This is a genomic window from Burkholderia sp. Bp8984 (genome assembly GCF_003853755.1).
Classification (GTDB): Bacteria; Pseudomonadota; Gammaproteobacteria; order Burkholderiales; family Burkholderiaceae; genus Burkholderia.
The window spans coordinates 20119-32195 of the sequence record NZ_QTQN01000026.1 but is presented as its reverse complement, the minus strand read 5'-3'; the positions used below and the strand labels follow the sequence as shown (position 1 = coordinate 32195).

Annotated in this window: 11 protein-coding genes; 4 read left to right on the top strand and 7 right to left on the bottom strand. The window is 68.4% G+C overall.

Annotation, left to right across the window (positions count from 1 at the left end; genetic code table 11):
• Window positions 1–134: 134 nt before the first annotated feature.
• The 5 genes from DID98_RS24405 to DID98_RS24385 all read right to left on the bottom strand — a co-directional run bounded on the left by DID98_RS24405 (window position 135) and on the right by DID98_RS24385 (window position 5785).
• Window positions 135–1571 (bottom strand): efflux transporter outer membrane subunit, encoded by a 1437-nt coding sequence (locus DID98_RS24405; protein WP_124571603.1) that lies wholly within the window; start codon window positions 1569–1571, stop codon window positions 135–137.
• 16 nt (window positions 1572–1587) lie between these two features.
• A complete protein-coding gene (locus tag DID98_RS24400) occupies window positions 1588–3162 on the bottom strand; it encodes a DHA2 family efflux MFS transporter permease subunit (protein ID WP_044847570.1) in 1575 nt (524 codons plus the stop codon).
• Window positions 3163–3175: 13 nt separating this feature from the next.
• Window positions 3176–4264 (bottom strand): HlyD family secretion protein, encoded by a 1089-nt coding sequence (locus DID98_RS24395; RefSeq protein ID WP_124571602.1) that lies wholly within the window; start codon window positions 4262–4264, stop codon window positions 3176–3178.
• Between the two features lie 61 nt (window positions 4265–4325).
• Window positions 4326–4757: a MarR family winged helix-turn-helix transcriptional regulator gene (locus DID98_RS24390; protein ID WP_044847568.1), complete on the bottom strand. Its 432-nt coding sequence runs from the start codon at window positions 4755–4757 to the stop codon at window positions 4326–4328.
• A gap of 107 nt (window positions 4758–4864) precedes the next feature.
• Complete coding sequence (locus tag DID98_RS24385; RefSeq protein WP_044847567.1) at window positions 4865–5785, bottom strand: LysR family transcriptional regulator; 921 nt, start codon at window positions 5783–5785, stop codon at window positions 4865–4867.
• A gap of 112 nt (window positions 5786–5897) precedes the next feature.
• Between DID98_RS24385 and DID98_RS24380 the strand changes: the two genes are divergently transcribed.
• The 3 genes from DID98_RS24380 to DID98_RS24370 all read left to right on the top strand — a co-directional run bounded on the left by DID98_RS24380 (window position 5898) and on the right by DID98_RS24370 (window position 8081).
• On the top strand, window positions 5898–6326 hold the full coding sequence (locus DID98_RS24380) for a MarR family winged helix-turn-helix transcriptional regulator (RefSeq protein WP_044847566.1): 429 nt from the start codon (window positions 5898–5900) through the stop codon (window positions 6324–6326).
• 65 nt (window positions 6327–6391) lie between these two features.
• Window positions 6392–7639 carry an aconitase X gene (locus tag DID98_RS24375; protein WP_124523775.1) on the top strand — a complete coding sequence of 416 codons (1248 nt, stop codon included), beginning with the start codon at window positions 6392–6394 and terminating at the stop codon, window positions 7637–7639.
• Window positions 7632–8081 carry an aconitase X swivel domain-containing protein gene (locus tag DID98_RS24370; protein WP_124523773.1) on the top strand — a complete coding sequence of 150 codons (450 nt, stop codon included), beginning with the start codon at window positions 7632–7634 and terminating at the stop codon, window positions 8079–8081. The genes DID98_RS24375 and DID98_RS24370 overlap by 8 nt, the downstream gene beginning before the upstream one ends.
• A gap of 64 nt (window positions 8082–8145) precedes the next feature.
• On the opposite strand, the gene DID98_RS24365 is transcribed toward DID98_RS24370, so the two are convergent.
• Window positions 8146–9228 carry an AraC family transcriptional regulator gene (locus DID98_RS24365; RefSeq protein WP_124523771.1) on the bottom strand — a complete coding sequence of 361 codons (1083 nt, stop codon included), beginning with the start codon at window positions 9226–9228 and terminating at the stop codon, window positions 8146–8148.
• Window positions 9229–9304: 76 nt separating this feature from the next.
• On the opposite strand from DID98_RS24365, the gene DID98_RS24360 reads away from it, so the two are divergent.
• Window positions 9305–11338: an NADPH-dependent 2,4-dienoyl-CoA reductase gene (locus DID98_RS24360; protein WP_124571601.1), complete on the top strand. Its 2034-nt coding sequence runs from the start codon at window positions 9305–9307 to the stop codon at window positions 11336–11338.
• A 25-nt stretch (window positions 11339–11363) separates the two neighbouring features.
• On the opposite strand, the gene DID98_RS24355 is transcribed toward DID98_RS24360, so the two are convergent.
• On the bottom strand, window positions 11364–11774 hold the full coding sequence (locus DID98_RS24355) for a DUF2471 family protein (RefSeq protein ID WP_044847560.1): 411 nt from the start codon (window positions 11772–11774) through the stop codon (window positions 11364–11366).
• Between the last annotated feature and the right edge of the window lie 303 nt (window positions 11775–12077).

Here is a 12077-nt window from a genome sequence, read left to right as displayed (position 1 = left end):
TCCGGCATACGCGAATTTGCAATCGCGTGGTTGGCGGCTTGCTTGATCGCGTTGTCGGTCGAATGCCCGGGATCGTGCGGCCGAAGAGCGGGGCCCCGGCACGTGTCGAGGCCGGCGCCGTATCGTGATCGCGCCTAGTTCTTCGCCACGGCTTCCACCTCGGGCCCACCGGCCGCATCATTCCTGCTCCACCCGCCCCCGAGCGAGCGATACAACGCGACCGCCGCCAGCGCATGCTCGCGCCTGACCTGGTTGAGCGCGTCCGAATCCCGCAGATACACCTCCTGCGCCGACAGCACGTCCAGAAAATCCGTCGCGCCGCCCTTGTAGAGCTGGTTCGCCAGCCCGAGCGCCTTGTCCGAAGCCGCGAGCGCGCTGCCGAGCCGCTGCGTCGCTGCATCGCTGCTGACGAGGTTCGCGCGCGCATCCTCGACCTCCCGCAACGCCTGCAGCATCGTCTGCCGCAACCCGAGTTCAGACTCGCGCATCCGGCTTTCGCTCTGCGAGATATCGGCGGTAATCCGCCCCGCGTTGAAGATCGGGCTCGTCGCGCTCAGCGCCGCGCTGAACAGGTTGTCGGTCAGCGTCGGCAAGCCGAGATACGACGCGGCCAGAATCCCGTCCGTCAGGTTCAGCGAGAACTTCGGATACCGCTCGGCCTTCGCGACACCGACCTGTGCCGCGCGCCGCTCGACCTGTGCGTAAGCGGTCAGCACGTCCGGCCGGCGCAGCAGCGCCTGCGACGGCAGCGTGGCGGGCGATCCGGCCGGCGGCGCCGGAATGGCGCCGGCCTGCGCGAGCACGAGCCGGTCGACCGATTCGGGCGTGCGGCCCGAATACACGGCGATCAGGTTGAGCTGATGCGCGATCTGCGCCTGCGTCGGCGGAATCCGCGCCTCCAGCGCATCGAGCTGGTTCTGCGCGCGCGTGACGTCGAGTTCCGTCGACAGCCCGAACGCCTGCCGCTTGCGCGTGAGTTCGAGCGCATGCCGGCGGATCGCCGCGTTGTCCTGCAGGATCTTCAGTTCCTGCTGCGCCCAGCGCAGGTCGACATAGGCGGATGCCGCATCGGCGGCGAGCGCGAGCCGCATCGCGTCTTCCGCATGCTTTTGCCCGACCAGCTCGGCCTGCGCGGCCAGCAGGTCGAGCCGTTCGCCGCCGAACACGTCGGGTGACCAGCTCAGCGCGAGCCCCGCACCGGCCTGCCGCACGTAGCCGAGCGGCGGCGGCGTGTTCTGGCGCGCGTCGGCCGCATGCGCGGTCGCGTCGAGTTCCGGCAGCAGCACCGCGCGCTTCTGCACGGTCAGCGCCTGCGCCTGCTTCACGCGTTCGGCGGCGGCCTGCAGATCGAGGTTGCCGTCGAGCACGGTCGCGATCAGCCGGTCGAGCACGGGGTCGTTGAACTGCGCCCACCACGCGGCGGCGTCGATGTCGGCGCGCGGCACGTCGGTGTCCCACGCGGCCGGCGCGAGCGACTGGACGGAATCGTGCAGCGCGGGATGCTGCGCGGGCTGCACCGCACACCCTGCGGCGAAGGCGCTGACGGCCAGCGCGACGAGTAGCTTTTTCATGATGACGACCTTGGCTTCAGTGCGCGTCCGGCGGCGGCGCGTTGAGGGTGATGGGACGGGAAAACGCGACGGCGACCAGCGCGACCACGAAGCACAGCGACAGCGCGTAGTACGCATCCGCGTAGGTGAGCGTCAGCGCTTCCCGATAGATCAGGCGGTGCAGGTTCGCGAGGCCGGCCTGCGCGGTATCCAGCGTGTTGCCGGCCACCGAGGTCCAGTACGCGGCCTGGCGGTCGAGCAGCGACGCGACTTGCGGCTCGCCGGCGCTCACATGCTCGTTCAGGCGCAGGTAGTGGAAGTTCAGCCGGTCGTTGAGCATCGTCGCGCTCACCGCGATGCCGATCGCACCGCCGAGGTTGCGCATCAGGTTGAACAGGCCGCTCGCCGATTTCAGTCGCGACTGCGGCAGCGAGCCGAGCGCCATCGTCACGATCGGCGGCACGCTGAACTGCTGGCCGATGCCGCGCAGCGCCTGCGGCAGCAGCAGTTCCCGCCAGCCCCAGTCGTGCGTGATCGGCGTGTACAGGTAGCAGCCGAGGCCGAAGCAGATCAGCCCGAACACGAGCAGCGCGCGCATGCTGAAGTAGCGCGCGGCGAATGCATACGCGCAGAGCGCGAGCAGCTGGAACGCGCCGACCGACAGCAGCGCGATGCCGATCTGCAGCGAACTGAACGCCCGCACCTGCGCGAGAAACAGCGGCGTCAGGAACACGGTGACGAAGATCCCGATACCGGTCACGAACGACAGCAGGCTGCCGATCCCGAAGTTGCGCACGGCGAGCGCGCGCAGGTCGACGATCGGGTCTTCCGCGGTCAGGGCGTGCACGATGAACAGGAAGCCGCAGATGGCGGAGATCCACGCGCAGAACACGATCACGTGATCGCCGAACCAGTTCTTGCGCGGGCCTTCCTCGAGCACGTATTCGAGGCAGCCGAGGAAGCCCGACATCAGCACGATGCCGAGATAGTCGCCGCGCTTGACGAGGCTCAGGTCCGGTGCGTCGATGTGCACGTAGCGCGGCACCAGCGCGGCCACCGCGATGCCCGGCACCAGGTTCAGGTAGAACAGCCAGTGCCACGACCATTGATCGGTGATCCAGCCGCCGATCACCGGCCCGATCGCCGGCGCGAGCGATGCGAGCGCGCCGATCGTCGTCGACGCGATCAGCCGCTGCTTGCCCGGGAACAGCACGAACGCGGTCGTGAACACGGTCGGGATCATCGCGGCGCCGAGCGCACCCTGCATCCCGCGGAACAGGATCATCGAGTTGATGTCCCACGCGAGCCCGCACAGCATGCTCGTGATCGTGAAGCCGACCGCCGACGCGGTGAACAGCCAGCGCGTCGACATCACCTTCGACAGCCAGCCCGACATCGGGATCACGATGATCTCGGCGATCAGGTAGGCCGTCTGCACCCACGACAGCTCGTCCTGGCTCGCGGAGAGCCCGCCGCCGATGTCGCGCAGCGACGACGCGACGATCTGGATGTCGAGCGTCGCCATGAAGAAGCCGACGCACATCAGCGCGAACGCGAAGACGCGCTGCCTGGTCGGTTGCGACGCGGGGTCGCCGGAAATCGCAGTGGTCATCGCAGGCTCCCGTTCAGTTCGCGTGGTCGGTATGCACGGTCACGACCGCGGAGAGACCGGGGCGCAGCACGTGCTCGATGCCCGGCTGCGGATCGAGATGCACGCGCACCGGCACGCGCTGGACGATCTTCGTGAAGTTGCCGGTCGCGTTCTCGGGCGGCAGCACGCTGAAGGTCGCGCCGGTCGCGGGCGCCAGGCTGTCGACGCGGCCGTGGAGGCGCGTGCTCGACGCATCGAGCGTGACGTCGACGCGATCGCCTGAGTGCATCTTGCGCAGCTGGTCTTCCTTGAAGTTCGCGTCGATCCACAGCCCGGCCGCGGGCACGACCGTCAGCAGCGGCACGCCGACGTTCGCGAGCATCCCGACGCGGCCCGTGCGGTTGCCGACGTAACCGTCGACCGGCGAGCGGATCGTCGTGTACTCGACGTTCAGCGCCGCGACGCGTTGCGCGGCGAGTGCCGTGTTCACGCGGGCCCGCGCATCGGCGAGCTGCGCGCCGAGCACGTCGAGCTGCCGCTTCGACGCGAGCAGCGCGGCGTCGCTGCGTGCGACGGCCGCATCCGCCTTCGAGTAATCGGCGTCCGCGCGCTCGACGATCTGGTTCGATACCGCATCGGATTTCACGAGCTCGCGGTAGCGCACGCGATCGGACGACGCGCGCGTGAGCTCGGCCGACGACGCATTCCGGTCCGCCGCATGCTGGCCGATCACCGCGTATTGAAGTTGCTGCTTCGCTTCGAGTTCGGCCACCGCGGAGCGCGCGCTGTCGACTTCCGCGTTCGCCTGAGCGAGCTTCGCATCGTAGTCGCGCGCATCGAGCTGCACGAGCACGTCGCCGGCCTTCACGCGCTGGTTGTCGGTCACGAGGATCTTGTCGACGAAACCGTTCACCTTCGGTGCGAGCACCGTCACGTCGCCGCCGACATACGCATCGTCGGTGCTCTCCTGGAAACGCAGCACGAACAGCCAGTCGAGCGCCGCGGCCGCGACCGCGACGACGACGGCGGCCACCGCGATCCGCATCCACGGCACGCGGCGCTGCTTTGCCGGCCGGTCGGTTGTGGCTGCCTCGCGGGAGGCAGCGGCTTGGGTCGTTTCCATCGATTCACCTATGTATATGCACTTATTGAAACGACCGACGACGCGTCGCCGATCGGGGAAGTTAGCGTTCCGGCAGGTTGTGCGTGATCCGGAACAATTCGTCTCTGAGGCGGGCCGCCTGCGCCGGTCCGAACCGCTGCTCGAACGCTTCCTGCGCGGCGAGCCAGTGCACATGCGCGTCGGCGATCTTCGTTTCGCCGTGCGCGGTCAGTGCGAACGTCTGGCGGCGGCAACGCGGCTCGAGCCGGCCCGTGACCAGCGCCGCGCCGACCAGCGGCTTCAGCGCGCGCAACAGCGCGGTGCGCTCGATCACCAGCACGGCCGACAGCGTCGCCATCGTCAGGCCCGGACGCTCCCGCAGCAGCGCGAGAATGCTGTACTGCGACGGCGTGACGCCCGCCCGCGACAGGTAGCGCTCGTAGAACTGCGAGATTCGCCGGGCGGCTTGCCGGACCGCGAAGCAATCGTCATCGATAAGCGTGGACTTGTGCATGTGCACATATTAGGTGCCCACGCGATGCGAAGCGAGCGGCGAGACAGGATCAGATTGGTGCCGTGGCTGTACCAATCGGCGGTGGAAAGGTGCGTTTGCGCGCCGGATCAGGCCGCGGCCGGAACAATCGAGCCTTCGCGGTCGTAGTACGCGGCCGTGTAGTCGATGAACGCCTTGACCTTCGCGGGCAGCAGCGCGCGGTTCGCGTAGGCGAGCTTGATTTCCACGAACGCGTCGACGAGATCGGCGCCTTCGAGCAACTGCACGAGCGCACCCGACGCGAGTTCGGCTTCGACGAGCGCTCTCGGCACCACGCCGATGCCGAAGTCGTGCATCACCATTTCGCGGTTGAAGACGGGGCTGTTCGACGAGACGTCGAAGCTCAACGGCACGGTCAGCGTGTCGCCGTCGACGCGGAACGACAGCGCGGGCCGGCGCAGCGACGGCGACATCGGCACGAACATGTGGCCGGCGAGCTCGGCCGGCGTTTCGGGACGCGGATGCGCGCGCAGGTAGGCGGGCGTCGCGACGATCACCACCGGAATGCGTTCGATCAGCCGCACGACGGTCGTCTCGCTCGTCAGCATGTACGGCACGACGATGCCGATGTCATAGCCTTCGCCGACGAGGTCGACCGGGCGCTCGGTCAGCGTGACGTCGAGCCGCACCTTCGGATGCGCGGCCTTGAAACCGGCGATCAGCGGCACGAGCCGGTTCAGCGCGGCCGTCGTGTGCGCGACGAGCCGCAGCAGTCCCTCGGGCTCGCGCGTGTACGACTGCGCCTGCGCTTCCAGCGAGTCGAGCTCGTCGAGCACCGCCGCGCATCGCTCGTAGATGCGCTCGGCGGTTTCGGTCAGCGAGACCTGGCGCGTGGTCCGGTGCAGCAGGCGGCTGCCGAAGCGCGCTTCCAGATCCGCGACCGCCCGCGACACGACCGGCCGCGCGAGGCCGTGCATGTCGGCCGCGCGCGTGAAGCTGCGCATTTCCACCACCGACCGGAAGATCCGCAGCTTGTCGATGTAGTCCATGTCCGTCTCCTCGAAGCGATGGCGCGGCGCCGGATGCGCGCGGCCGGCGCCGGCCCTTGTTACGGCCGAGTGTACATTGACTTTATGCATATGCACATATAAATTGCCGGTCATGAACGACATCCAGATGGCCCAGGCCTGCAATTGCCTCGCGCTGCGTCAGGCGGCGCGCTTCGTCACGCAACTCTACGAGCGGCATCTGGCCCCCGTCGGCGTCACGGCCGCGCAGTTCTCGATCATGGCGAACCTGTCGCGCCGGCCCGGCCTGTTGATGAGCGAACTCGCCGACCGGCTGGTGATGGACCGCACGACGCTGTTGCGCGCGCTGAAGCCGCTGCAGCGCGACGGCTTCGTCGCCGCGGCCGCGTCCGAGCACGACGCCCGCGCGCATGCGCTCAGCCTGACGAAGCTCGGCGAGCGCACCTACGCGCAGGCGAAGGTCGCGTGGCAAGCCGCGCAGGACGAGTTCGAGACGCAATTCGGCCAGGGCCGCGCCCAGGCGTTGCGCGACGAGTTGTTCAGCCTGACGGCGCAGCGCTAGGCGCGACGCGCGGTAGTATGACAAAAGCGATCCGGATCCACCGGACGAGACACGAGGAGCCCCCCATGCTGCAGTTGAGCGAACGCGACGACGCGATGTTGCGCGGCGCATTCGGCGACGGCGTCGCGCGCGCGATGCGGATCGTCGCGCGCACGGCCGAGGTCATGTCGGCGCCGCACCTGATCGACATTACGTCCGCGCATATCGACGGCTGTCTTTACCACGGCCGGACCAGCCTCGACTTCGTCGAGTATTTCGTCGACACCGGCGCGCGGGTCGCGGTGCCGACCACTTTGAACGTCGGGTCGCTCGACCTGATCCATCCCGAGCTGTATCACGGCGACCGCGCGATCCAGCGCGACGCGCAGCGCCTGATGGATGCGCATCTGCAGCTCGGCTGCGAATCGAGCTTCACGTGCGCGCCGTATCAGCTGAAGAATCGTCCGCGCCTGGGCGAGCAGATCGCGTGGGCGGAATCCAATGCGATCGTGTTCGCCAATTCGGTGCTCGGTGCGCGTACCAGCCGCTACGGCGACTTTCTCGACCTGGCCGCCGCGATCACCGGGCGTGCGCCGTATGCGGGGCTGCACGTCGAAGCGAATCGCGCGGCGCGGATCGTGTTCAACGCGCCGGACTTCGGCAAGCGGCCCTCGCGCGACATCTATTTCGCGGCGCTTGGGCTTCTGATCGGCCGGATCGCCGGCGCGACCGTGCCGGCGATCGTCGGGCTGCCCGCGGACACCACCGAAGACGAACTCAAGGCGCTCGGCGCGGCTGCCGCATCGAGCGGCGCGGTTGCGCTGTTCCATGCGGTGGGCGTCACGCCCGAGGCGCCGACGCTCGACGCCGCGTTGCACGGGCGGGCGGCGCAGCGCACGGTCGATGTCGCGATGGCCGATCTCGACGAGATCCGCCGCACGCTGAACCACGGCGCGGCCGGCGATGCGCTCGTCGCGGTTGCGCTCGGCACGCCGCACTTCTCGCTGGCCGAGTTCCGCACGCTCGACGCGCTGCTCGATCAGTTCGACGGCCGGCCGAAGTGCGATTTCTACGTGAACACGAGCCGCTTCATCCTGTGGGAGCTGGGCGAGCTCGGGCTCGCCGGCAAGTTCGACGCGCGCGGCATCCAGATCGTCGTCGATACCTGCACGTACATCACGCCGGTCATGAAACAGCTGTCGGGCCTGGTGATGACCAACTCGGGGAAGTGGGCGTCGTATGCGCCCGCGAACATCGGCGTCACGGTGGCGTACGGCAGCATGCGCGAATGCGTGCGTTCCGCGTTGGAAGGAAAGGTGCGATTCGATGACTGATGCAACGATCGGGAAACTGACGGGCGACACGCTCGTGCCGGGCAGCGCATGCGCGAAGACGATCGTGCTCGACAAGCCGCTCAGCTTCTGGGGCGGCTACGACTCGGGGGCGGGGCGGATCGTCGATCGCGGGCATCCGCAGGCGGGCGCGAGCCTCGCCGGCCGGATCATGGTGATGCCGCACGCGAAGGGCTCGAGTTCGAGCAGCAGCGTGCTCGCGGAAGCGGTGCGCAACGGCACGGGGCCGGTCGGGATCGTGCTGAAGGAGCGCGACCTGATCATCTCGATCGGCGCGATCGTCGCCGCCGAGCTGTATGCGATCGCGGTGCCGGTGGTGTGCGTGACGGACGACGTGTACGACGCGATCGTCGCCGCGACGGGCGAGGTGCGGATCGAGGCGGGTGAGGGCGACGGCGGCGCGTGGATCTTCGTCGGCGATTGACGGGCAGCGCTTGGTTCCGTTTCACGTCGGCGATGCGGGCGACGGAGCGCGAGCGCTTTCCGGCTCACTCGCTCGCCGGGGCGCCGGCCGCTTCCCGATACGCACTCGGCGTCTGCCCGGCCCAGCGCCGGAATGCGCGCGTGAAATTCGCCGGGTCGGTGAACTGCAGCCGTTCGGCGATCGTCTTCAGGTCGAGGTCCGACGCGCAGAGCAATTGCTTCGCGTCGCGAAACCGCGCTTCGTCGAGCAGTTGCCGATAGCTCGACCCGGCGTCCTCGAGCCGGCGCCGCAACGTGCGCGTCGATACCAGCAGCGCGTCGGCGAGCGCCTCCGGGCTCGAATAGTCGCCGGCCGTTCGCGCCAGTTCCGCACGCACGCGCTCGACGAGATCGCCTTCCTCCTGGCGTACCTGCGCATACTCGCGCTCGACCTGCACCAGCGCCTGCCGGTGCGCGACTTCGTCGGCGAGCGGCAGCGGCCAGTCGAGCACGTCGTGCGCGATCCACAGCGCGTTCGCCGCGCAGCCGAATTCGACCGGCGGCAACTGGTCGCGATAACGCGCGAAATAACCGGGCTCGGGCCACGTGAAGCGCAGCACGATCGGCGGCGACGCGCGTCCGGACCACTGCGAGATGTTCTGCGCGAGCCCCGTCAGCACGAACTCGAACATCACGTGATGCTGCAGCACGGGGCTCGCCTGCACGCCGTGCAGCTCGAGCGTCGCGCCGTGCGCGTCCTCCGCGTAGGTCAGCCGATATTGGCGGTTGCGCATCCGGAAGTAGCGCTGCGTGACGACCAGCGCTTCCCGGATGTCCCGCGCGGTCAGCGTCGCATAGCCGAGGAAGCCGTGCACGGTCGGCTTCAGCAGCAGCCCGAACGCCAGCCCGATGCCCGGATCGCCGCCGATCTCGATCGCGTTGAGCACGAGCCGGCCCCATTGCGACGGCGCGACGCGCGCGTCCGGTTCGGCCAACACCGCATCGCGCAGCCCGGTGCCCGCGCGCACCGCGGCCAGGTCGACGCCGCGTGCGGCCAGCGCCTGCAGCAGCAGGCGCGTATAGGCGACCGGAATCGTCGGCCGGCGTAGCCCGAGGTGATCCTTGCGAGACGGGGAGGTCATGTCGATTTGGCCGGAAATGACAAGCATTATGGCTGTTTGCCCCCTCACGTTCAAGGCGGCGCGCGGCCTACGATGACACGCATCGCTTACCGGCTGGATCATCATGACGACCTCCTTTCCCCATCTGCTCGCGCCGCTCGACCTCGGCTTCACCACGCTGAAGAATCGCGTGCTGATGGGGTCGATGCACACGGGCCTCGAGGACAGCCGCAAGACGCTGCCGCGGCTCGCCGACTATTTCGCCGAACGCGCGCGCGGCGGCGTCGGCCTGATCGTGACCGGCGGCTTCGCGCCGAACGTGGCCGGCTGGACCAAGCCGTTCGGCGGCACGCTGATGACGTCGGCCGGCGCGCGGCGCCATCGCGTGATCACCGACGCCGTGCATGCGGACGACGGCAAGATCGCGCTGCAGATCCTGCATACCGGCCGCTACGGCTACCACCCGTTCGCGGTTGCGCCGTCGAAGATCAAGTCGCCGATTTCGCCGTTCGCGCCGCGCGAACTCAGCGCAAGCGGCGTGGAGCGGCAGATTCGTGCATTCGTCCGATGTGCGCAGCTCGCGCGCGAGGCCGGTTACGACGGCGTCGAGATCATGGGCTCCGAGGGCTACCTGATCAACCAGTTCATCTCGATGCATACGAACAAGCGCACCGACCAGTGGGGCGGTTCGTACGAGAACCGGATCCGCCTGCCGATCGAGATCATCGAGCGCACGCGCGAAGCGGTCGGGCGCGACTTCATCCTGATCTACCGGCTGTCGATGCTCGACCTGATTCCCGACGGCAGCGACTGGAGCGAGACCGTGCAGCTTGCGAAGGCCGTCGAGCGCGCGGGCGCGACCATCATCAACACCGGGATCGGCTGGCACGAGGCACGCGTGCCGACGATCGCGACGTCGGTGCCGCGCGGCGCGTTCGCGTGGGTGACGAAGAAGATGAAGGGCGAGGTCGGCATTCCGCTCGTGACGACCAACCGGATCAACCGGCCGGAAGTGGCCGAGCAGATCCTTGCGGACGGCTGCGCGGACATGGTGTCGATGGCGCGCCCGCTGCTCGCGGATGCCGAGTTCGTCGTCAAGGCCGCGCAGGGCCGCGCCGACGAGATCAACACCTGCATCGGCTGCAACCAGGCGTGTCTCGACCACGCGTTCAGGAACAAGATCGCGTCGTGCCTGCTGAACCCGCGCGCCTGCCACGAGACCGAGCTGATCTATACGCGCGTGCAGCAGCCGAAGCGCATTGCGGTGGTCGACGCCGGGCCGGCCGGGCTTGCATGCTCGACCGTGCTCGCGCAGCGCGGCCACCACGTCGACCTGTTCGACGCGGCGCCGGAGATCGGCGGCCAGTTCAACATGGCGAAGCGGATTCCGGGCAAGGAGGAGTTCGACGAAGCGTTGCGTTACTTCGGCCGTCAGGTCGAGCTGACCGGCGTGAACCTGCACCTGAACCGCCGCGTCGACGCGAGCGAACTGATCGCGGGCGGCTACGACGAGATCGTGCTCGCGACCGGCGTGGCGCCGCGCGACCCGAAGATTCCCGGCCAGGACGGGCCGAACGTGCTCAGCTATATCGACGTGCTCGCCGGCAGGCAGCCGGTCGGCCGGAGGGTCGCCGTGGTCGGCGCGGGCGGCATCGGCTTCGATGTCGCCGAGTATCTGGTGCAGGACGGCGAGTCGCCGACGCTCGATCTGGAAGAGTGGAAGGCGGAGTGGGGCGTGACCGATCCGGCCGCGACGCGCGGCGGCGTGACGCGCGCGCAGGTCGCGGCGCCCGCTCGCGAAGTGACGCTGCTGCAGCGCAAGGCCGCGCCGCTCGGCAAGGGGCTCGGCAAGACGACCGGCTGGATTCACCGCGCGACGCTGAAGATGAAGCAGGTGAAGATGATCGGCGGCGTGAACTACGAACTGATCGATGCGCGCGGGCTGCACGTGTCGTACGGCGAGCAGCGCACCGATCACGAACTGATCGAAGCCGACACGATCGTGCTGTGCACGGGGCAGGAGTCGCAGCGCGCGCTGTTCGCGCCGCTGCAGGCGGCCGGACGCTCCGTGCATCTGATCGGCGGCGCGGAGCTGGCGGCCGAGCTCGATGCGAAGCGTGCGATCGATCAGGGCGCGCGGCTCGCGGCGCGGCTGTAACGGTACGGCGCGCGAGGCGCCGCCGTCACTCCATCTCGACGCGTTGTGTCTCGCGCTCTTCCGCTTCCAGCATCGCCTTGACGATCAGATAGACGGCGGGCAGATCGTCGTCGTCGCGCTTCCAGTCGACGGCTTCCTCGACGTCCGCGGCGACCATCCGGCTGTCGCGCAGCCGGATGAAGGCGTCGACGACCATCGGATCGTTGCGGTTCAGGAAGCCGGTGTTCGAGAACGCCAGCTCCTCGACATTCAGCAGCGCCTGCCAGCTCATCGTGCGGACGGCGGCCGGATGGCTGCGGCGCCGCAAGCCGAGCGCCCGCTGCGCAGGGCCGCCGACGACACGCTGGAGATCGACGACCGCTTGCCGCGCGGCACGCTCGAAGTGGACGGGGTTGAAGCCGGGTTGCTCGGGATCGAATGCGGATGACTGGAACATGGTCGCCTCACAAAAGTCCGTCCGTCATGGGTGACGGAATTCGGGTCAAATGGTACAAAAGCACTGTAAATATATACAGTGTTCGAGGCGGTTTCAAGTACTGAATGAATGTGTTCGTGCGGCGACCGGGATTCGGGTGAGCGGATTCGGGCGACCGGCAAGGGCGACCGGCAAGGGCGGCCGACGCATGAAGCCGCATTGGCAAGAAGCGCGTTTCTGCTCCGTGCTCTTCGCTGCATCGCGCTGCGCACGTCATGTCTCGGAACCTCGCGATGGCCTCACTGTGCCGACCGCTCGTCTGGC